Consider the following 22,517-nt stretch of genomic DNA (forward strand, 5'->3'; position numbering starts at 1 on the left):
GATGTTCAGCCTTCCCCACCGCTCGCCGCGGGACCTGCCGTTTGTCACCGACCACACCGCGCTGTTGCTGGTGGACATGCAGCGTGCCTGGCTCGAACCGCAGTTCGACCCGCACCTCGAAGGCCCGGACGCCGCCTACTTCCTCAATCGCACACGCTCGCAAGTGGTGCCCAATCAGGTACGCCTGCTCAACGCCTTCCGCGACGCACGGCAAAACGTGCTGCACACCCTGATCGAAAGCCTGACCGCCGACGGCCGCGACCGCTCGCTGGATCACAAACTGTCGGACATGCACCTGCCCAAGGGCAGCCCGCAGGCACAGGTCATCGCCGATCTGACCCCGGCGGAAAACGAAATCGTGCTGCCGAAGACGTCTTCCGGAGTCTTCAACTCGACCAACATCGACTACGTGCTGCGCAACCTCGAAACCCGACACCTGATCATCGCCGGCATCGTCACCGACCAATGCGTGGACATGGCCGTGCGCGACGCCGCCGACCGTGGCTATCTGGTCACTCTGGTGGCAGACGCCTGCGCGACCTACACCGAAGCACGTCACGACGCCTGCCTGAACGCAATCAAGGGCTACTGCTGGATCACCGACACCGACACCGTGCTCGATCGTCTGCGGGAGATGCAGCCATGAGCGAACGACTGTCGCCGTTGCCGATGACCACCATCGTCACCACCGACCTGATCGGCATCACACGTGGCCGCTCGTTTCCCAGCGATGAGCTGGAACACTATCAGGCCGGCGGTTGCGGCTGGGTGCCGGCCAACAGCGCTTTGACGCCACAGGACATCATCGCCTCGACCAACCCGTGGGGCGCCTATGGCGATCTGCGGCTGATTCCCGACCTCGCCAGCCGCGTCACGGTAGGCAACGGGCCGGACGCCGCTGCCCCGGCGCTGGACTTCATCCACGGCGACATCCGCGAAACCGACGGCCGCCCGTGGGGCGCCTGTCCGCGCACATTGCTGAGCGATGAAATCGAGCGGTATCGCGACCAGCTCGGCTTGCAGGTCAACGCCGCGTTCGAACACGAATTCAACTTGCACGCAGGGTTTGCCGAACATCTGGCCTTCTCCCTTGAGGCCCAGCGCCAGGGCGCGGAGTTCGGTGGCTGGCTGCTCAGCGCATTGCGCGCCGGTGGCGTCGAGCCGGAAATGTTCCTGCCCGAATACGGCAAGCATCAATACGAAATCACCTGCCGCCCGACCCTCGGCGTGGCGGCGGCGGATCGCGCGGTGAACGTGCGCGAGATCACCCGCGAAATCGCCCGGCAGATGGGCCTGGATTTGAGCTTTGCGCCGAAGACCGCCGCCGACGCGGTATGCAACGGCGTTCACCTGCATGTCAGCCTGCTGGATCTGGCCGGCCAGCCGATGCTGTACGACGCCGGCACCAGCAATGGTTTGTCGACTCTCGGCCAGCACTGGGCGGCGGGTGTCCTGCATTACTTGCCGGCGCTGTGTGCGTTCACTGCGCCGACCCCGGTGTCGTACGAGCGTTTGCAGCCGCATCACTGGAGCGCGTCTTACGCGTGCCTCGGGCAACAGAACCGCGAAGCGGCGCTGCGCATCTGCCCGACCGTGAGCCTGGGCAGCAAATCCGTGGCGAAGCAGTACAACCTGGAGTTCCGCGCCATGGATGCCACCGCCTCGCCGCATCTGGCGATGGCCGCGCTGCTGATCGCCGGACGCCTGGGCATCGAACAGCGTCTGGCGCTGAACGCGATCACCGATGAAATCCCGGATTCACTCAACGACGAACAACGCAAGGCGCGGGGCATCGTTGCCCTGCCCGCCTCTTTGGCTCAGGCACTGGAATGCCTGTGTCGCAGCGAAGCGCTGATGGCAGCGCTGCCGGCACCGTTGCTCGACACGTATTTCGCCCTTAAAACCGAGGAACTGGCGCTGACGGAACAGCTCTCGCCCGCTGACCTGTGTGAGCACTATGCACGCCTGTACTGAATCCGCCGAGCTTGGGTTGTACACCCGACCGGTCTACAAACTGACCCGCGAAGATTCGACGCACCCGCTGATTCTGGTGTGCGAGCACGCCAGCCGCTACATCCCCGACGCCCTCAACAATCTGGGCCTGGATGACACGGCTGCGTGTGAACACATTGCCTGGGACATCGGTGCGCTGGAATTGGCCGAACAACTGTCGGAGAAGATCGGCGCCACGCTGCTGAGCGCCAATTATTCGCGACTGTTGATCGACCTCAACCGGCCACGCCACGCTCCGGACAGCATTCCGGCGCAGAGCGAGATCTATCAGGTGCCTGGCAATCGCAAGCTCGACGAAGCCACCCGCGAGTACCGTCGCCAGTGCCTGTTCAAGCCGTTTCACACACGGCTGCAACAACTGATCGACGAGCGTCTGGCCGAAGGCCGGCTGGTGCGGGTGGTGGGGATTCACAGTTTTACCCCGGTGTACTACGGCCAGCCACGTGAGCTGGAAGTCGGCGTGCTGTTCGGTCAGGCCAAGGTATACGCCCAACGCCTGCTCGACGGTCTCGGCGAGCATCCGCTGAAAGTCGCCGGCAACCAGCCGTACAAGATCGACCCGCTGGGGGACATGACCGTGCCAGTGCACGGCGATGCCCGTGGTCTTGAGTCGGTATTGATTGAGGTGCGTAACGACCTGCTGCGCAGCCCGGAAGCGGTGACCCGTTGGGCGAATTATCTGGCCCCCCTGTTGTAAAGATTGTTGTAACCACTGCTGACGCTGGAAACGACGGACCGACATAACAACTAAAACGAACGATTGGCTGACAAGGAGTTGCGCTTCATGGAAATAGAAGAGTTCGGCTACAAACAGGAGTTGAAACGTAGCCTGACACTGACCGATCTGGTGGTGTACGGGATGATCTTCATGATCCCCATCGCCCCGTTCGGCGTGTATGGCTACGTCAACGCCGAGGCACCGGGGATGGTGCCTCTGGCGTACATCATCGGCATGGTGGCAATGGTTTTCACCGCGCTGAGCTACGGCAGCATGGCCCGGGCCTTTCCGATTGCCGGTTCGGTTTATTCCTACGCGCAACGGGGCCTGAATCAACACGTCGGCTTCATCGCCGGCTGGCTGATGCTGCTCGATTACTTGCTGATTCCGCCTCTGCTTTACGTCTACGCGGCGATGGCGCTCAACCATTTGTACCCGGACATCCCAAAGGTTGGATTCATCCTGGCGTTCCTGGTCAGCGCGACGTTCGTCAACCTGCGCGGCATCACCTTCACCGCCCGCATGAACATCGTGTTCCTGCTGGCGCAGCTTGTGGTGCTGGGGATTTTCCTGTTCTACGCCTGGAATGCCCTGCATAACGGCGGCGGCAATGGCCAGTTGACCCTGGCGCCGCTGTATCACCCGGAAACCTTCAACTTCGCCCTGCTGATGCAGGCGGTGTCGATTGCGGTGCTGTCATTCCTCGGTTTCGATGCGATCTCCACGCTCGCCGAAGAGATCAAGGGCGATCCGGGCCGCAGCGTCGGCAAAGCGGCGTTGATCACTCTGGTGGTGATGGGCGCGATTTTCGTCGTCCAGACCTGGATCGCCACCGATCTGGCCGCTGGCATGGGCTTCAAGTCCGCCGACACCGCGTTCTATGAAATCGCCGAAATTGCCGCCGGCAGCTGGCTGGCGACTCTGACCGGCGTGGCCACGGCTTTGGCCTGGGGCGTGGCGGTGGCGATCACTTCACAAGCGGCGGTCTCGCGTCTGCTGTTCGGCATGGCCCGCGACGGCAAGCTACCGAAAGTGCTGGCCAAAGTTCACCCGAAACACAACACGCCGTACCTGAGCATCTATCTGGTGGCCGTGTTGTCGCTGGTGATCTGCTACCTGTTCATCAACTCGGTGGACACCCTGACCTCACTGGTCAACTTCGGCGCCCTGAGCGGCTTCATGTTGCTGCACCTGACCGTGATCAATTACTACTGGCGTCGGCAGAAGTCCGGCCAGGTGATCCGTCACCTGATCTGCCCAGTCATCGGCTTCATTATCGTCGCGGCCATCATGTACAACATGGGCGTCGATGCACAAAAACTCGGTTTGATCTGGATCGCCTTGGGTCTGGTGTACCTGTTCTTCCTGAACAAGCTCGGCGCCAGTACCGCGCTGCCTGACCCGAGCAATGGCTGACAAGAAAAAGAGCGGCGTCTGACAACAAATCAGGCGACCGCCGCTTTAACGCGTGGAAACCGACAGTGATAGTCAGGTTCGGCGAATGTGCCGAACCGTTTGATACAGGAGTGCATCCATGCTGGTCTTACGCCCAGTCGAGCCAAACGACCTGCCTCAATTGCAACAACTGGCTCGCGACAGCCTGGTGGGCGTCACGTCCCTGCCGGACGACAGCGAGCGCCTGAACGAAAAAATCGCCACGTCCTGCGCTTCGTTCGACAGCGACGCCGCGGCTCAGGGCCCGGAGAATTACTTTTTCGTGCTGGAAGAGCTGGCCAGCCGTCGTCTGGTTGGTTGCTCGGAGATTCTCGCGACGGCCGGCCACGACGAACCGTTCTACAGCCTGCGCAACCGCCACTTCACCAGCGCATCGCGGGAACTGAACATCGAACACGGCGTTCCGGCGCTGTCGCTGTGCCACGACCTCAGCGGCCACACGCTGCTGCGCGGTTTTCACATCGACGCGGCGCTGGTACGCACACCGTTTTCCGAATTGCTGTCGCGGGCACGGTTATTGTTCATCGCCGCCCACGGGACGCGTTTTGCCGAAGCGGTGATCACCGAAATCGTCGGCTACAGCGACGAGCAAGGCAACTCGCCGTTCTGGGACGCGCTGGGCAAACATTTCTTCGACCTGCCCTACGTCGAGGCCGAACGCCTGTGCGGCTTGCAGAGCCGTACGTTTCTCGCCGAACTGATGCCGCAATACCCGATCTACGTGCCGATGCTGCCACTGGCGGCGCAGGAGTGCATCGGTCGCATCCATCCGGACGGCCAGGAAGCCTTCGACATCCTTGAGCGCGAGGGTTTTGAAACCAACAGCTACATCGACCTGTTCGATGCCGGCCCCACGTTGTACGCGCGCACTGCCAACATCCGTTCGATCGCCCAGAGCCAGACCGCCAAGGTTCAAACGGAACCACTGATCGATGCCCGCGGTCGCTATCTGGTGAGTAACGATGCACTGCATGGCTTTCGGGCGGTGGTCGCCGAGCTGGATTTCCAGCCCGGTCAGCCCCTGGCGCTTACGCCGGCGATTTGTTCAGCACTGAATGTCAGCGCTGGCAGCACGATCCGGGTGATTGCCCTGTGAACCGCGCCCTCACCCAACGACAGTGCCCGAGCAGGCGCGCAAAAGGAGTTGCAGCATGATTGTCCGTCCGGTCCAAGTCAGCGACCTGCCAGCGTTGATGACGCTGGTGCAACAGGCCGGGCCGGGGTTCACCACCCTGCCCGCCAACGAAGATCGCCTGGCCCACCGGGTACGCTGGGCGCAGCGCGCCTTCGCCGAACAGGTCGAGCGGGCCGATGCCGATTATCTGTTCGTGCTCGAGGACGACGAGCAGCGGGTGGTCGGGGTCAGCGCCATGGCCGGGGCCGTCGGCCTGCGCGAGCCCTGGTACAACTATCGGGTCGGGCTGACTGTCAGCTCGGCGCCGGACCTGGGTATCCAGCGACAGATCCCGACACTGTTTCTCAACAATGAACTGACCGGCCAATCGGAACTGTGCTCGCTGTTCCTGCGCCACGACCAGCGCCACGGCAGCAATGGACGTCTGCTGTCATTGGGTCGTTTGTTGTTTGTCGCCGAATTCCCGCACCTGTTCGGCGAGAAGATGATCGCCGAACTGCGCGGCAGTGCCGACGAGCAAGGCTGTTCGCCATTCTGGGACAGTCTGGGCCGGCACTTCTTCCAGATGGACTTCAGCCACGCCGACCACTTGTCCGGGCTGGGCAACAAATCGTTCATCGCCGAACTGATGCCGCGCCAGCCGCTGTACACCTGCATGCTCACCGAACAGGCCCAGGCCGTGATCGGCCAAGCCCATCCGAACACTGAACCGGCACTGAAAATCCTCCAGTCCGAGGGTTTCGCCCATAAAGGCTATATCGACATCTTCGACGGTGGCCCGGTCATCGAAGCGCCGATCCGCGGCATCCGCACCGTACGCGACAGCCTGGAACTGACCTTGAGTATTGGCGCGCCGGACGATCAGGCGCCGCTATGGCTGATCCACAACCGCCGACTGGAAAACTGCCGCATCACCGTCGCTCCGGGCCGCCGGGTCGGCAGCAGTCTGGTGATCGACCGCCTCACCGCCAAACGCCTGCAATTGCAGCCGGGCAACTCAGTGCGGGCGGTGCCGCTGCTCAATCAACAGCAGCAGGCAGCGGCGGCCTGAGCGCCTCTGCCTGCAGCAAGAAAGCCTGAACAGGTTTTTCCTGGTTAACTTCCTCGTTAATTCGTCATGATCCTTGACCCATTGGCGTGATAGCCTTTTCACCTTCGGCGTTGACACCTTTGCTCAAGCCTTTCCATTCCTTTGTATTGGTGGAACTCGTATGACCAGGCTTTCTCATCAAGATTTGCGCCGTAACTTCCGTCAGCTGCTGGCTTCCGACACCTGCTATCACACCGCCTCGGTGTTCGATCCGATGTCCGCCCGCATTGCCGCTGACCTGGGTTTTGAAGTAGGGATTCTCGGCGGCTCGGTCGCCTCGTTGCAGGTCCTGGGCGCCCCGGACTTTGCCTTGATCACCCTCAGCGAATTCGCTGAACAAGCCACTCGCATCGGCCGCGTCGCCCAATTGCCGGTGATCGCCGACGCCGACCACGGCTACGGCAACGCGCTCAACGTGATGCGCACCATCGTCGAACTGGAACGCGCCGGCGTTGCCGCCCTGACCATCGAGGACACCCTGCTTCCAGCACAATTTGGCCGTAAATCCACCGACCTGATCACCGTCGCCGAAGGCGTCGGCAAGATCCGCGCGGCACTGGAAGCCCGGGTCGACTCGGAAATGGCGATCATCGCCCGGACCAACGCCGGCATCCTGCCGAACCAGGAAATCATCAGCCGCACCCGCCAATACCAGGCCGCTGGCGCTGACGGTATCTGCATGGTCGGTATCCAGGACTTCGATCAGCTCGAGCAAATCGCCGAACACCTGACCGTCCCGCTGATGCTGGTGACATACGGCAACCCGGCGCTGCGCGACGACAAACGCCTGGCCGAACTGGGTGTGCGCGTGACCATCGATGGCCACGGTGCTTACTTCGCGGCGATCAAGGCGACTTACGACAGCCTGCGCGAACAGCGCCAGATCTTCACCCAGGCTTCGGACCTGAGCGCCACCGAACTGACCCACACCTACACCCAGCCTGAGGAATACATCCTCTGGGCCAAGGAATACATGAGCGTCAAAGAGTAACTTCGCACCTCGCTACAAAGAGGCAGAGCGGCCCGACGCCATTACGAGTCCCACTCGCATGGCGCCCGCCGCGAAACCGCTAGCTGCCGTTACTGCTTCGCCAACTCCATAATCATCCGCGACAACAGATAAATCCGCGGTGCCACGCTCTCCACCTCGGCGTATTCCTCCGGCGTATGAATATTGCCGCCAACTATCCCGAACCCGTCCAGCGTTGGTGTCCCAACCCCGGCCGACAAACTGGCATCCGCCGCCCCGCCACTGCCTTCTTCGGTCAACTTGCGGCCGATCTCGCCGTAGATCCCTTGAGCCATCGCCATCAAACGATCCGACTCCGCCGTCTGCGGCATCGGTGGCAGGCCGCGTTGCAATGAAGTCTTCACTTCGATGTCAGGAATCAGCTTGTCCTGCGACACCCGCGCCAGATCCTTCTCGATCCGGTCAAACTCTTCCGGCACTGCCGCCCGCACGTCAGCCTTGGCCGTGGCCTGATCCGGGATCACGTTAGTGCGGTCGCCCGCCTTGAGCACGGTGAAGTTGATGGTGGTTTTCCTGGCTTCGTCGCCGAGCTTGCCCAGTTGCAGGATCTGATGCGCCGCTTCCATCGCCGCGTTGCGCCCCAGTTCCGGCGCGACGCCGGCGTGAGCAGCCTTGCCCTTGACCTCGACCAACGCGGTGGCGCTGCCCTTGCGCCACACCACCAGCCCATCAGCCGGACGACCCGGTTCGAGGTTGAGGGTCACGTCGTGAAGTTTGGCGGTTTTCTTGATCAGGTCAGTGGCGACGTCCGAACCGGTTTCTTCGCTGGCGTCGAGCAGGAAGGTGATTTGCGCGTAGTCCTTGAAGTCGAGGTTCTTCAGAATTTTCAACGCATAAATGCCGGCGACGATCCCGCCCTTGTCGTCCATCACCCCCGGCCCGTAGGCGCGGCCGTCCTTGATGTGGAACGGGCGCTCGGCGGCAGAACCTTCCTTGAACACCGTGTCCATGTGCGCCATCAGCAGGATTTTCGCCTTGCCGGTGCCTTTGAGCGTTGCGAGAACGTGGTTGGTTTTTTCGGGAGTGTTCGGCACCAACGCAATAGTTGCGCCAAGCTTTTTCAGCTCATCGATGGCGATGTCGCTGACTTGCTTGAGCCCCGGCTCATAGCCGGAACCGGAGTCGATATTGACCAGGCGTTCCAATAATTTCAGGGCTTCGGGTTTGTATTGCTCGGCGTCGGCCAGCACCTGTTTGTGCGATTCGGCGAACGCGCCAGCGGCTGCGAAAGAGAGGGTCAGGCCGAGACCGGCGGCCAGCAGGGAGCGAGGGAAATGGAACGTCATGAATCAATCCTTGTTTCGTGTCGGGTACTCAACCGTACCTGACATCGCTCCAAGGCTCTATCCCGGATGCGACACCCCATCCGTTCAAACCGAATCGAAAACCCCGCGCCGAGGCTTGTCATCGTTGCAGCAGATCACCCGGTTGCGCCCGCTGGCCTTGGCTTCGTAGAGCGCTTCATCGGCATCATTCAGCCAGCGCGTTGCATCGCCGTGAGCCGGATCGAGTGCCGCCAGGCCAATGCTCAGGCTGACTTTCAGCGCCGGGCTCTGTTCGTAGACCAGAAAGGAAAAACGCTCACGCAAGGCTTCCATGGCCTGCGCCGCGTTGAACAGCGGCAAGTCCGGCAGGATCACGCAAAACTCGTCACCGCCGTAGCGCCCCGCCACATCGACCATGCGCAGGTTCTGCTTGAGCATCCTGCTCAACTGACGCAGGACGATATCGCCGGCCACATGGCCATGGGTGTCGTTGATCGCCTTGAAGTGGTCGATGTCGATCAGCGCAATCGCTGCGCCTGTCTGCTGGCGTTTGCAGCGCTGGAATTCGACTTCCAGTTGATCCTTCCAGGCGCCGTGATTGAGCAGACCGGTCAGACTGTCGGTGCGGCTCAACGCCAGCAATTCACGCTTGTGCAGGCCGAGAGTGTAAGCCTGGCGGAAGCAGATCCAGCCCAGCGCCAGCGGATACAGCATCAACAACGGCAGGCAGGCATAGAGCTGCGCCGGCGAGGTCGCGGGGATGAATGCCGGGGCAAACACCACCAGCCCGACGCCGACGCCAAGCAACTGCGCCGCCGCACCGGCCAGCAGAAAACGCAGGCCGCCGATGGCGACGTTGTTCATCGCCATCATTGAAATGGTCGTGGCACTGGGCAAGGGATTGAAATGCATGGCAGCGACCCAGAAGCCACCGAGAAAGGCGTCGATCAACAGATTGCGGTGTTCGGCATGGTACGGAACCTTCGCCCGTCGGGCCCATTGATAAGCGAGGTGCGACCAGACCAGGCCGTTGAACAGCATCAGCGCCCAGACCCACGCCGGCGGATCGAGCGGGTACATCGCCACGCTCACGCACAAAAGCCCCAGGACCAACCCGAGGGTTCGCGATGTGTAAAGCCTCCTGGCCAGTGAAAGTCCCTTTCCTCCCGTTCTTCCCATAAGGGCCTCGAGTACACCGCAAAAGGATGTGCTCGGAGTCTAACAGGGAGACGTTAAATAGCCATCACCGGTCAGCGGCCGAATACCCCGTCATTTCCAGCACACGGCAGGCAAATGATTGGCTATACATGAAAGGAAGAAAATGGAAAAAAGACTCTAAGAAGGAGGCCCATGCAGACCTATCAAGTGTTGATCATCGGCAGCGGATTTGGCGGCCAGTGCGCGGCGATCAACTTGCTCAAGGCCGGCATCGACGATTTTCGCTTGCTGGAGCGGCGGGACTTTTTCGGCGGCACCTGGTGCCAGAACACCTACCCCGGCGCGGCGGTCGATGTGCCGTCGCCCCTGTATTCACTGTCGTTTGCGCCCTACCCGTGGACACAGATGTTCGCCGGACAGGCCGAACTGCATCGCTACACCGAACACGTCATCGAGCGTTTCGGCCTGCGCGAGCGGGTGGAGCTGCAAGCCAATGTCGAGCGCATCGAATGGGATGAAAACGAAAAACGCTGGGCCGTACACACCGGCGCCAAGGGCACCTATTACGCGCAGTTCGTGATCAATGCCACCGGGCCGCTGAGTCAACCGGTCGTGCCGCCCTTCCCCGGTCGGGATCGCTTTCAAGGCAAGACCTTTCATACAAACAATTGGGATCACAGCTACGACTATCACGGTAAACGCGTAGCGATTGTCGGTAGCGGCGCCAGTGCCGTGCAGGTGATCCCGACTATTGCACCGGCTGTCGCGCGCTTGCACGTCTTTCAGCGCACACCCCATTGGGTATTGCCGCGCCCCGACCGCCAGTTCGGACGATTCCAGCGCTGGCTGCTCGGGCTGAAACCGGCCTGGAAGTTGCTGCGCTGGCTTATCTACTGGCAGTTCGAAACCCGGATCATCGCCTTCAAATATTCGAAACCGGCGATTCACATGGTGCAGAACCAGGCGCTGAAATTTCTCAAACGCCAGGTGACCGATCCTGAACTGCAGCGAAAACTGACACCGGACTTCACCATCGGCTGCAAAAGGGTATTGCTTTCCAACACCTATTACCCGGCTCTGACCAGGCCCAACGTCACGCTGCACAGCCGCGAACAAGGTATCGCCGCGCTCGATGAAACCGGCATCGTCACCACGGATGGCCAGCACATCGATGTCGACCTGATCGTCTGGTCGACCGGTTACGACGCCACCGATGGCGTGATTTCCTATCCGGTCAGCGGAAAAAACGGCGTAAAACTGCGCGATGTCTGGGCGCAGTACCCACGCGCCTACCTCGGCACCAGCCTGCCGGACTTTCCCAACCTGTTTATCGTCACCGGGCCGAACACCGGCATCGGTCACACCTCGGCGCTGTTCATCATCGAATCGCAGATGAACTACATCCTCGACTGCATCCGTACCGTGCAGGCCAAAGGTCTGCGCAGCATCGAAGTTCGCCCCGAAGCAGAACGTACCTACACTCAGATGATTCATCGGGAAATGGAGCGCACGGTCTGGAAAACCGGTGGCTGCCACAGTTGGTATCAAAGCAGGAGCGGTCATGTGATCGCGATGTTTCCCGGCTTCAGTTTCAGCTACCACCGCTTGACCCGGGCGCTGAAACCGGCCGACCACATTCTGTCTTGAACAAGGAAGACCCACGATGCTTTTGCTGTTTGTCGCCCTCGCAGTTTTCGTGGCCTGGAGCTGGTTGAGCTACCCGGCGGTCGGTCACTGGCTCTACGACCTGAGCGCAGCTTTGGAGGCGAAACTGTACCGATTGCACAAGATTGAAGTACCGATCGCCGAAATGACGGTTTCGACCTGGCAAGGCGGGCCTTATGAAGCGTCGAGCAGCATTCTGATGCTGCACGGCTACAGCGCGGAAAAGAACCTGTGGCTGCGCTTCGCCCGGCACTTTGTCGGGCAGTACCGGGTGATCATCCCGGACCTGGCCGGTCACGGCGAAACCGGCTTCAAGGCCGGTGGCGGCTACGACATTCCGGTTCAGGCCAAACGCATGATCCAGCTGCTCGACGTCTGCGGCGTCGAGAAGGTCCACGTGATCGGCAACTCCATGGGCGGTTACATCGCCGCGTGGCTGGCGGCGACTTACCCCGATCGCATTGCTTCGGTGGCGCTGATCGACCCGGCCGGCGTCACCGCGCCCGAGGCCAGCGACATGGAGCGTCACCTGGCTCGTGGGCACAATCCGTTTCTGATCAATTCCCGGGAAGAATTCCGACACTTCTATGCGATGACCATGGCCTCGCCGCCGTGGGTGCCCGGCCTGGTGCTCGACGCCATTGCCCAGCGCTACGAGCAACAACGTGACGAACTGGAAGAGATCTTCCGGGACTTTCGCGCAAGTCCGCCGATGGAACCGAAGTTGCCGGACATCAAATGCCCGGCGCTGTTGCTCTGGGGCCGCAAGGACCGGTTGATCGATGTCAGCAGCGTGCCGGTGTGGAGCAAGGGCATCTCCAATCTGCGGGTCGATGTGTGGGACGGCGTCGGTCACATGCCGATGGTCGAGCAGCCGTCGAACACGGCACGTTTGTATCGGGAGTTCCTGGGGGAGAATTCGCGTCAGGACAGGTAAACGGTCAGTCGTTGGCAGAATGAAGTTCGTAGGATTCTTCGTTTGCCCGCATCAGCGAAGGCTGCGATCTTTTCCTCCATCCTTTACGTGACCGTGCCAGGAATTTTTTTCATGACCGTGCAGCCTTTCGTCAGCCCCGACCTGATCCGCCAACGCTTCTCCAAAGCGATGTCCGACATGTACCGCGAAGAAGTGCCGCTGTACGGCGCCCTGATGGAACTGGTGGAACAGACCAACCGCGAAGTGCTGGCACGCGAGCCGCAGATCGCCAGTCAACTGCACAGCACCGGCGAAATCGAACGGCTGGACATGGAGCGCCACGGTGCAATCCGTGTCGGCACCGCCGCCGAACTGGCCACCCTCGCCCGCCTGTTTGCGGTGATGGGCATGCAACCGGTGGGTTATTACGACCTGACGCCCGCCGGGGTGCCGGTGCATTCCACGGCGTTTCGCGCGGTGCATGAAGATGCGCTGCAAGTCAGCCCGTTCCGGGTGTTCACTTCGTTGCTTCGACTGGAGTTGATTGAAGATCCCGAGCTGCGAACCTTCGCGCAATCAGTGCTGGATCAGCGCTCGATCTTCACCCCAACCGCGCTGCGTCTGATCGAGCAGGCCGAATCTGCTGGCGGATTGAACGAATCCGAAGCCGGGGAATTTGTCCTGCAAGCATTGGAGACTTTTCGCTGGCACCACAGCGCTACCGTCACAGCCGCGCAGTACCAGACCCTCAGCGCCCAGCATCGCCTGATCGCCGATGTCGTCGCGTTCAAAGGCCCACACATCAACCACCTGACACCGCGTACCCTGGACATCGACATCGTTCAGGCGCAGATGCCGCTGCATGGCATCACGCCCAAAGCGGTGATTGAAGGGCCGCCACGCCGGCAGCATCCGATCCTCCTGCGCCAGACCAGTTTCAAGGCGCTGGACGAGCCGATCGCCTTCACTGACCAGACAGAAACCCGCGGCAGCCACAGTGCTCGCTTCGGCGAGATCGAACAACGAGGTGCGGCGCTGACACCCAAGGGCCGGGCGTTGTACGACCGCCTGTTGAATGCCGCCCGAGATGAATTGGGCGATTTCCCCAACGAGGCCAACGCCTCACGCTACAACACGCTGATGACCCGGCATTTCAGCGAATTCCCTGACAGCCTCGAGGGCATGCGCGAGCAGGAATTGGCGTACTTCCGTTATTTCCTGACAGACAAAGCGCTTGCGGCGGGTCGTCCGGCTGATGTTTCGCTGCAAGCGCTGTTACGCGATGGGTACGTGAAAGCCGAGCCGCTGGTGTACGAAGATTTCCTGCCGGTCAGTGCGGCGGGGATTTTTCAGTCGAACCTGGGGGATGCGGCGCAGACGCACTATGGCGAGCACTCCAATCGTCAGGCGTTCGAACAAGCTTTGGGGCGTTCGACCATCGATGAATTGAGGTTGTATGCCGAAACGCAGCAGCGTTCGATAGAAGAATGCCTCACCGTGCTGACTCGGTAAGGCGACGAAGCGGCGTTTGGCCATACTGCGCAAGAAGTTGCGCAGTTGTACGTAATAAAACACCCCTTAAAACCGCTGCAAGCCACGCCGCTCATGGCCTCCAGCCAAGTGCGCAAGAAGTTGCGCAGTACTGCGCAACTTCTTGCGCACTTTTCGCCTGAAACGCTGCCCTTTTTCGCGAAATCCGATGACTGCCAGCGCCATCCCCCCGGTTTTACGAGGCTTCGAAAATGTTGGCACGCTCCTTGATAACAGTCAGGCACCCACCGGGCGATTTCGCCTCCCGGGCACCCTAACTTTATCCGCAAGGAGAGCATCCCATGGCAACACCAGCGTACATGTCGGTTACCGGCGAAAAACAAGGCCTGATCACTGCCGGCGCCTTCACTGCCGACTCCGTTGGCAACACCTACCAGGAAGGTCACGAAGACCAGGTCATGGTTCAGGCGTTCAGCCACGACGTGATCATCCCGCGTGACCCGCAATCCGGTCAGCCAACCGGTCAGCGCGTTCACAAGCCAGTGATCATCACCAAGGTCTACGACAAGGCTTCGCCTCTGCTGCAAGCCGCTCTGACCTCCGGCGAGCGTATGAGCGAAATCGTTATCCAGTGGTACCGCACTTCGGCTCAAGGTACTCAAGAGCACTACTACACCACCAAACTGGAAGACGCGATCATCGTCGCCATCAACAACAAAATGCACAACTGCCAGGATCCAGGCAACTCGCACTTCACCCACCTGGAAGAAGTGCAGTTCACCTACCGCAAAATCACCTGGACCCACGAAGTATCCGGTACTTCGGGTTCCGATGACTGGCGTGCTCCAGTCGTTTAATTACGGCTGATCGTTTCAAGCATCGGCCAGCTCTGCTGGTCGATGTTGTTTACGCCCTCCAGAATTTCGCGTGCGTTGATCCGCCTGGCGGTCATCGACGAACGCCGCTGTACAGCACGAGGAACAAGGGATGTTCGCGCCGGCCAATGAAACTCACTTTGCCCTGACCATCGAAGGGCTTTCCAACGACGTTCAGGTGTTTACCCTCACCGGTCGGGAAGCCATCAGCCAGCCTTTTGTGTTCGAGGTGGAGCTGGTCAGTGAGCAGCCGTCGCTGGACCTCGAAACCCTGCTGCACAAACCGGCCTTTTTGCAGCTATCGCCCGACGGCAGCGGCATCCACGGCCTGATTTACCGCGCCGCGCAAGGCGATTCCGGCAAGCGCCTGACGCGCTATTCCGTGACCCTGCGCCCGCAACTGGCGTACCTCGCGCACCGGATCAACCAGCGGATCTTCCAGAACCTCAGCGTGCCGAAAATCATCGGCAAGGTCCTCGAAGAACATGGCATCCAGGGCAACGCCTATGAGTTCCAGACCGGGTCGATCTACCCCGATCGTATCTACTGCGTGCAGTACGACGAATCGGACCTGCATTTCATCCAGCGCCTGTGCGAAGAAGAAGGCATTCACTACCACTTCCAGCACAGCGCCACGGCCCACAAACTGGTGTTCGGCGATGACCAGACGGTGTTCCACAAACTGGCGCCGGTAGCCTATCAGCAGGACTCCGGGATGGTCGCCAGCGACCCGGTGATCAAGCGCTTCGATCTGCGCCTGGAAACCCGCACCAGCCGCACCACCCGCCGCGATTACGACTTCGAAAAACCGCGCATCACCCTCGAAAGCGAAAACCGTGGCGACGCCCTGCCCGACCTCGAGGATTACGATTACCCCGGCCGTTTCGTCGACCGCGAGCGCGGCAAACACCTGGCCAAACGTGCCCTCGAGCGCCATCGCAGCGACTTCCAGCTTGCCGAAGGCAAGAGCGACCAGCCGCTGCTGGTCAGCGGCCATTTCCTCGCGCTGAAAGAACACCCGAAAGCGAAGTGGAACGACCTGTGGCTGCTCACCGAAGTCCACCACGAAGGCAAGCAGCCGCAAGTGCTGGAAGAGTCGGTGACCAGCGACACCACCGCGCTCAAAGACGACTTCCATCAGGGCTACCGCAACCGTTTCCAGGCCACCCCATGGGACGTGCCGAACCGCCCGCCCCTGCACCACCCAAAACCGCGCATCCTCGGCAGCCAGAGCGCCGTGGTCACCGGGCCGAAAGGCCAGGAAATCCACTGCGACGAATACGGACGCGTCAAAGTGCAGTTCCACTGGGATCGTGAAGGCCAGGCCGACGACAAGACCAGCTGCTGGTTGCGCGTCTCCAGCGCCTGGGCCGGCGCCCAGTACGGCGGCATCGCCATCCCGCGCATCGGCATGGAAGTGCTGGTCACCTTCCTCGAAGGTGATCCCGACCAGCCGCTGATCAGCGGCTGCCTGTACCACAAGGAAAACACCGTCCCCTACGCGCTGCCGGCGAACAAGACGCGCACCACCTTCAAGACCCTGAGTTCCATGGGTGGCGGTGGCTTCAACGAACTGCGCATCGAAGACAAGAAAGGCCAGGAACAGATCTTCCTCCACGCCCAGCGCGACTGGGACGAGAACATCGAACACGACCAGAAAATCCGCGTCGGCAACGAACGCCACGACGTCGTGGAAAAGAACAGCTACACGGAATTCAAGGCCGAAGAACACCACACCGTCTACGCAGACCGCAAAGTCGAAGCCCGCGCCAACGACCACCTGACCGTGGGCGTGAACCAGCACATCAAGATCGGCACCGGGCAATTCATCGACGCCGGGCAGGAAATTCACCTGAGCAGCGGGATGAAAGTCGTGCTGGAGGCCGGGGCTGAGCTGACGTTGGTCGGCGGTGGCAGCTTCATCAAGATCGATGGCGGCGGCGTGACCATGAGCGGGCCGGCGATCAACATCAACTCCGGCGGTGGGCCGGGGAGCGGCTCCGGCGCAGCCCCGCTGCTGCCCGGCGTGCTGAAAAAGGCCGACGCTGACAAGGCAGGTGCCGTACTGACCCCGGCGCAAATCAATACGCTCAAACGCAACGCGCCGTTCTGTGAAGAATGCGAAAAATGCAAGGTAGGTGCCTGTGCCATCTAATCGACTGACACCCAAGGATTGGCTGGCACAACAGCCGTTGCAAAAAGACGAGCGCTTGTACTTGATCGTCAGTGCCGCCAGCGATGCCGACGCACTCAAGACCCTCTACCAAAGCGAACCCACCGTCCAGGCCATCCCCGTCTGGGGCGGAACACCCTACGCCACCTGGCAACCGGTGATGCCTTACGTCGCCGAACTCAAGGCCAACTCGGCCTTCCTGCCTTGGATCACCGAAACCGACGCCCTCGACTGGGGCTGGCTGGCCGTCTCCCGCTCCGAACCCAACGAAGTCTTCGAACACCTGCGCAGCCTGACCCAAGTGAAGATGCCGGACGGGACCGAGGTGTTTTTCCGGTTCTGGGATGGGCGGCATATCTATCCGATTCTGGAAGGGTTGGGTGAGAGCGCCGGGGAGGTTCTGCCGGTGTTTGAGCGGTATCTGATCAATGGCCGCAGCCTGGAAGTCGGCCCGAGGGTGGTGCCGAAGGTGAAGGAGTGGCCGTGGTGGGAAGTGCCGAAAGACCTGCTGGACAGCTTGATGGCCGAAAATCCGTCGACCGTGATCGGCAACATGATGCAGTGGCTGCTGGACGAACATGCCGACCTGTACTTTTCGTTCCCGGAATCGAACCTGCAAAAGAAAGTGGCGCGCTTCGTAAAACGCACGCCACTCACGGAAGAAAATTTTACTGGCCTGCTGAAGGCCCATCTGGAAAGTGAGGTGGCTGTATGAGCATTTTGATGGGTGAGATTGTTGCCAATCTCAATGCAAAACAGCCTGATGCTCAGGCCATCATCAGCGACTTCAAAAAGTGTCTGAATGACTACCGCGAACATGCCGAAGCCTGGTACGGCGGCATTCTGGATGCAGAGCAGCAGTTCAAGGTCGGCGACGAAGTCGGCACCGCAGACAAGGACAGCAAAAAGGCCAATACCCTTTATGCCAACTGCCCTGCCAACGGCAAACTGAAGCTGGTTCACAGTTTCGAATCTGCGCGTTTCGTTCCTATCGGCAATACGCCGGTGCGACTGGTGCCGGTGGAGGATGGAAAGCTCTACGGCAAAAACGAAGTCGGTCAAGCGATCAACGTCAAAATCGGACCCAGCGGGATTCTGGAGGTCACAGGCCTCAAACCGCACCAACAATACGAAATCACTTTCTTCCCCAACCCCACCAAAGCTCAGATCGACAGCCTGTTCAATTCCTATCAAGGCGTGATCGGGGATTTGAGCGGCTGGCTGCAAACCGAGTGGACCACCGATTTTCTGCCGCTCTGGCAAGCGCACACCAATGCATCCATGGGTGGACGGGCATTGCAACAGCTGGAGTCGGCCTGGAAGGGATTCCTCAAGGCAATCATGGGGCTGTGGGGGGACATCAAGAGCCTCTACGACCTGGTTGCGCATCCTCGGGAAAACTACGAGAAGCTCAAAAAATTCTTCACCGAAGAACAGATAAAGAAGATCTATAACGCTTCGAAAGAAGCCATCCAAACAGCACTGCTGATCGCCAGTGACGAACCACTCATGTGGATCTACGTCGCGGCGATCGTCGCGTGGGTCAAGATGCTGCCTCCGCAGACCTGCACTGAGGTCTTGACGGAACTGACCACGGAAGTGCTGCTGAACATCCTGATCGGTATCGTCTTGACGGGCGGGATCGGTCTGGCCGTCCGTATCGGCACCAAAGGCCTGAACGCCGCAAGAAACAGCGGCAAGGTCATGAAGCTGATCGAGGACTTCACCTCGATGCTGATGAAAATCAGCAAAAAGAATGCGACAGGCCACGCCGATAGCGCAAAGCCCTTGATGCTCAACGGCAACTCGCCACTCAATCAGGCGCGGAAGGCAAGTATCGAAATCGCGCCTCCAAAACCCGCAGAAACCGCCACACCACCGAAGAAAAAGCCGCCCGTCTCGGGTGGGGCCGTGGAGACAGATGCTCAGGTTCATGCACGCGGCAAGAAAGAGAACAGCACCCGTGCCCAACAACAGGAGAAGGTAGACAACGCACCCGATCAATCGAAGAACCCGGCCGATAAACCCGCTCAGTGCGCCGATAAAACCTGCACCAACGGTGAACCGGTATCGATGGTTACCGGCGAGGAATTGCTGACGCTCACTGACGGTGTGTTGGGTGGTCTGCTGCCGATTGAATGGACGCGCCTCTACCGCAGCAGCGCGGTTGAAATCGACGGGCGTCTCGGCCATGGCTGGAGCCATTCCCTGTCCCATCGCCTGCAAATCAACAATGAGGGCGTGCTGTGGACTGACAACGAAAACCGTCAGACCCGCTTCCCGATGCCGACCGAACAACGGCCGGCCATCACCAACAGTCTGGCTCAAGCAGCCATTTTTCTGGGCGAGGCACCGGGTGAACTGATCCTCACCCAAGCGGGGGCAAAACCGCGCTTTTATCATTTCCGCGCAGACCGCCTTACAACGATCAGTGACTCGTACGGAAACCAGGTGCACGTCAGTTATGACCTGGTCGGTCGAATCCAGCGCATCGATAACGGTGCGGGGCGTTCCTTTCTGTTGCGCTACGACGACCGCCATATCGTTGCCGTGGACCAGCAACAACAGCGTTCCGAGTATGACGAGCGCGGTGAGCGCCAGGACCCGTGGCTGACCATTCAGACCCTCGTCACCTATCGCTACAACGCTCGCAATCAATTGATCTCAGCATCCAACGCTGCAGGCGAAACCGAGCATTACCGCTATAACGATCAGCACGTCATTCTTGAGCGGCAACTGGCAGGTGGCGCCAGTTTCTTCTGGGAATGGGAACGTGAAGGCAAGCTCTCCCGCTGCGTACGTCATTGGGCCAACTATTCCCAACTGGAAGCTCGCTACGAGTGGGATGACAAAGGCACGGTGACGGTCCACAACGCCGATGGCAGTGAACAGGTTTATGTGCACGACGAAAATGCCCGCCTGATCAGCGAAACCGCTGCCGATGGTGCAGAAACGCAAAATGCCTATGACGATGACGGACGTCTGGTTGCTGTAAAAGATCCAATGGGGGCCATCACCGAGTATCAATACAGCGATGCCGGACGTTTGATGGCTGTCATCCCGCCGGAAGAAGAACCGACCCACTACAACTATTTCGACGGCCAACTGATTGAAGTCAAACGTGGCAAGGCCCGTTGGCAATACGACCGTAATCAACAAGGCGACATCACCCAGCAAATAGACCCGCAGGGCAACGAAACCCACTACAGCTACGACCGCCAGGGCCGCTTGCTGGAGATTCATCACCCTGATGGCAGCCGTCATCAACTGGGCTGGAACAATCTCGGTCAATTGCTGGAGGAGCGCCTTCCGGACGGTGGTCAGCGCAAGTATCGCTACGACGCACTCGGACGCCAGATCACCCGGCAGGACGAATTCGGCGCCATTACCCATTATCAATGGGATGCCGTCGACCGCCTGACCCAGGTCACCCTCCCCGGCGGTGCCACCCGGGCCTTCACCTACAACCCGTACGGCCGCGTCACCGCCGAACGCGACGAGCTCGGCCGCATTACCCATTACGAATACGCCGACAACCTGCATCTGGTCAGCCGCCGCATCAACCCGGATGGCAGCCAGTTACGCTATCGCTACGACAACGCGGGCCTGCTGCTCACTGAAATCGAAAACGAACGCGGCGAGCATTACAAACTCGACTACTACTCGAACGGCCTGATCCAGCAGGAAACCGGTTTCGACGGCCGCCGCACCTCGTACGAATATGACCTCAACGGCCAGTTGCTGAAGAAAACCGAATTCGGCGATGACGGCAGTGAACTGGTTACCGAGTATCAGCGTGACGCTGCCGGACGACTGCTGGTGAAAACCCTCGCCGATGGCGAAGAGATTCACTACAGCTACGACGCTCTGGGCCGTCTGGTGAATGTCGACGACGGCCACTGGCCGCTTGCCTACGAATATGACGTGCAGGATCGCCTTATCACCGAGCATCAGGGCTGGGGTACCACACGTTACGAATACAACAGCGTCGGACAACTGAGTCACTGCCGCCTCCCCGACGGCAGCACACTCGACTACCGCCATTTGTCCGGCGGACGTCTGAGCAGCATCGACCTCAACGGCTCACGCCTGACCAGCCACCAGTTCAGCGCCGGTCGCGAACAACAGCGCCAGCAGGGACTGCTGCTCAGCCAATACCAGTACGACGAACAAGGTCGCCTGCAAGCGCACAGCGTCAGCCAACGCGAGAAAAACCTGTTCCAGCGTCGCTATAACTACGACGCCAACGGCAACCTCGCCGGCATCGACGACAGCCGAAAAGGCAATCGCAGCTTCCACTACGACCCGCTGGACCGCTTGACCAGCGTACGTGGCGCGACACCGGAAAGCTTCGCCCACGACCCGGCCGGTAACTTGCTCGGCCAGAACAACGAAGGCACAGCCAACCTCGCCAACGTCAAAGGCAACCGCCTGCTGATGCAGGGTGATCGCCATTACGACTACGACGCCTTTGGCAACCTGATTCGCGAACGCCGTGGCACCGGGCAGAAGCTCGTCACCGAATACCGCTATGACTGCCAGCATCGACTGATCGGCGCGAGCCTACCGGGTGGCAGCACCGCGTCCTATAAGTACGACGCTTTCGGTCGCCGCATCGAGAAAACCGTCGATGGCCAAACCACCGAGTTTCTGTGGCAAGGCGAACGCATGATCGCCGAAAGCGGCGACAACCGTTATCGCACCTACATTTACGAACCCGGCAGCTTCCGCCCGTTGGCCATGCTCGACGGCGAAGGCCCGCGCAAGGCAACGCCGTTCTACTACCAGCTCGACCATCTGGGCACACCGCAGGAACTCACTGACTACGGTGGCGAAATCATGTGGTCCGCGAAGTACCGCGCCTACGGCAACCTTGCCGCGCTGGACGTCAGCGAAATCGACAATCCGTTGCGATTCCAAGGTCAGTACTTCGACGCTGAGACGGGGTTACATTACAACCGATACCGCTACTACAATCCGGGTACTGGGCGGTTTTTGACACCGGATCCAATCAAGCTTGCGGGCGGGTTGAATAACTACCAGTACGTGCCTAACCCAACGGGGTGGGTGGATCCGCTGGGGTTGAACAGCAACGTCTGCCCAAAAAAAGTTGACACCACCGACTATCAGACTCGAAAAGAGTTAAGGTCTGACATATATGACGCTAAACGCCCTGACGGCCGGCATGCAACAAAACATACAAATGCTCAATCCGCAGAGCAAGCTCGATCAATGAGTCTTGGCAAAGGAACCAGAGACGGAAAGCCCGAAGCATCTTACTTACCAGATATTGCAAACAATGTTAGTGGATTTGAAAAACAAGCTGCGTATGCTGCAGTACGCGATGGAAACGTATTCGATCACGGAGGATCAAGATATATGTTCTATCGATCGGAAACCCCAGTGGGCTACAACAACGGAGAGCTCACCAACTGGGTAAGAATCGAACTAACAAAAGCAGGAGAGCCTGTAATACACAGTTTCCCAGCCTCTCCAGAGCAAGTTCAAAAATATATGGGGAAAACCAAATAAT

At 60.0% G+C, this 22,517-nt stretch carries 16 protein-coding genes; 14 read left to right on the forward strand and 2 right to left on the reverse strand.

Annotated elements, in window-relative coordinates:
- The first annotated feature begins 1 nt into the window (after position 1).
- From CAF87_RS22815 to CAF87_RS22845, 7 genes are all read left to right on the forward strand, one after another.
- A complete protein-coding gene (locus tag CAF87_RS22815; RefSeq protein ID WP_085733171.1) occupies positions 2-646 on the forward strand; it encodes an isochorismatase family cysteine hydrolase in 645 nt (214 codons plus the stop codon).
- Positions 643-1,974, forward strand: coding sequence for a glutamine synthetase (locus CAF87_RS22820; RefSeq protein ID WP_085733172.1), 1,332 nt, complete (start codon positions 643-645; stop codon positions 1,972-1,974). The genes CAF87_RS22815 and CAF87_RS22820 overlap by 4 nt, the downstream gene beginning before the upstream one ends.
- Positions 1,958-2,710, forward strand: coding sequence for an N-formylglutamate amidohydrolase (locus CAF87_RS22825; protein ID WP_085733173.1), 753 nt, complete (start codon positions 1,958-1,960; stop codon positions 2,708-2,710). The genes CAF87_RS22820 and CAF87_RS22825 overlap by 17 nt, the downstream gene beginning before the upstream one ends.
- 87 nt (positions 2,711-2,797) lie before the next feature.
- Entirely contained in the window at positions 2,798-4,147 is a 1,350-nt protein-coding gene (locus CAF87_RS22830; protein WP_085733174.1) for an APC family permease, read from the forward strand.
- A gap of 118 nt (positions 4,148-4,265) precedes the next feature.
- A complete protein-coding gene (locus CAF87_RS22835; protein ID WP_085733175.1) occupies positions 4,266-5,282 on the forward strand; it encodes an arginine N-succinyltransferase in 1,017 nt (338 codons plus the stop codon).
- Between the two features lie 55 nt (positions 5,283-5,337).
- The gene (gene astA, locus CAF87_RS22840; RefSeq protein WP_085733176.1) at positions 5,338-6,372 is read left to right on the forward strand and encodes an arginine N-succinyltransferase; all 1,035 of its coding nucleotides are present in this window, start codon (positions 5,338-5,340) and stop codon (positions 6,370-6,372) included.
- Positions 6,373-6,532: 160 nt separating this feature from the next.
- On the forward strand, positions 6,533-7,402 hold the full coding sequence (locus CAF87_RS22845; protein ID WP_085733177.1) for an oxaloacetate decarboxylase: 870 nt from the start codon (positions 6,533-6,535) through the stop codon (positions 7,400-7,402).
- An 89-nt stretch (positions 7,403-7,491) separates the two neighbouring features.
- Here CAF87_RS22845 and CAF87_RS22850 read toward each other — a convergent pair whose 3' ends face one another.
- Positions 7,492-8,727 carry a M20/M25/M40 family metallo-hydrolase gene (locus CAF87_RS22850; RefSeq protein ID WP_085733178.1) on the reverse strand — a complete coding sequence of 412 codons (1,236 nt, stop codon included), beginning with the start codon at positions 8,725-8,727 and terminating at the stop codon, positions 7,492-7,494.
- An 84-nt stretch (positions 8,728-8,811) separates the two neighbouring features.
- On the reverse strand, positions 8,812-9,885 hold the full coding sequence (locus CAF87_RS22855; protein WP_085733179.1) for a diguanylate cyclase: 1,074 nt from the start codon (positions 9,883-9,885) through the stop codon (positions 8,812-8,814).
- Positions 9,886-10,056: 171 nt separating this feature from the next.
- On the opposite strand from CAF87_RS22855, the gene CAF87_RS22860 reads away from it, so the two are divergent.
- The 7 genes from CAF87_RS22860 (at position 10,057) to CAF87_RS22890 (ending at position 22,516) form a co-directional block, all read left to right on the forward strand.
- A complete protein-coding gene (locus tag CAF87_RS22860; protein ID WP_085733180.1) occupies positions 10,057-11,511 on the forward strand; it encodes an NAD(P)/FAD-dependent oxidoreductase in 1,455 nt (484 codons plus the stop codon).
- Positions 11,512-11,527: 16 nt separating this feature from the next.
- A complete protein-coding gene (locus CAF87_RS22865; protein WP_085733181.1) occupies positions 11,528-12,466 on the forward strand; it encodes an alpha/beta fold hydrolase in 939 nt (312 codons plus the stop codon).
- A 111-nt stretch (positions 12,467-12,577) separates the two neighbouring features.
- Complete coding sequence (locus CAF87_RS22870; RefSeq protein WP_085733182.1) at positions 12,578-13,957, forward strand: VOC family protein; 1,380 nt, start codon at positions 12,578-12,580, stop codon at positions 13,955-13,957.
- A 320-nt stretch (positions 13,958-14,277) separates the two neighbouring features.
- The gene (locus tag CAF87_RS22875) at positions 14,278-14,793 is read left to right on the forward strand and encodes an Hcp family type VI secretion system effector (RefSeq protein ID WP_003226246.1); all 516 of its coding nucleotides are present in this window, start codon (positions 14,278-14,280) and stop codon (positions 14,791-14,793) included.
- Positions 14,794-14,923: 130 nt separating this feature from the next.
- The gene (gene tssI, locus CAF87_RS22880; protein ID WP_085733183.1) at positions 14,924-16,966 is read left to right on the forward strand and encodes a type VI secretion system tip protein TssI/VgrG; all 2,043 of its coding nucleotides are present in this window, start codon (positions 14,924-14,926) and stop codon (positions 16,964-16,966) included.
- Positions 16,956-17,699: a DUF4123 domain-containing protein gene (locus CAF87_RS22885; RefSeq protein WP_085733184.1), complete on the forward strand. Its 744-nt coding sequence runs from the start codon at positions 16,956-16,958 to the stop codon at positions 17,697-17,699. Before tssI ends, CAF87_RS22885 begins: the two co-directional genes overlap by 11 nt.
- Positions 17,696-22,516: an RHS repeat-associated core domain-containing protein gene (locus CAF87_RS22890; RefSeq protein WP_256576042.1), complete on the forward strand. Its 4,821-nt coding sequence runs from the start codon at positions 17,696-17,698 to the stop codon at positions 22,514-22,516. The genes CAF87_RS22885 and CAF87_RS22890 overlap by 4 nt, the downstream gene beginning before the upstream one ends.
- Position 22,517: the final 1 nt, after the last annotated feature.

It is taken from the genome of Pseudomonas sp. R38(2017), assembly GCF_002112395.1.
Lineage (GTDB): Bacteria > Pseudomonadota > Gammaproteobacteria > Pseudomonadales > Pseudomonadaceae > Aquipseudomonas.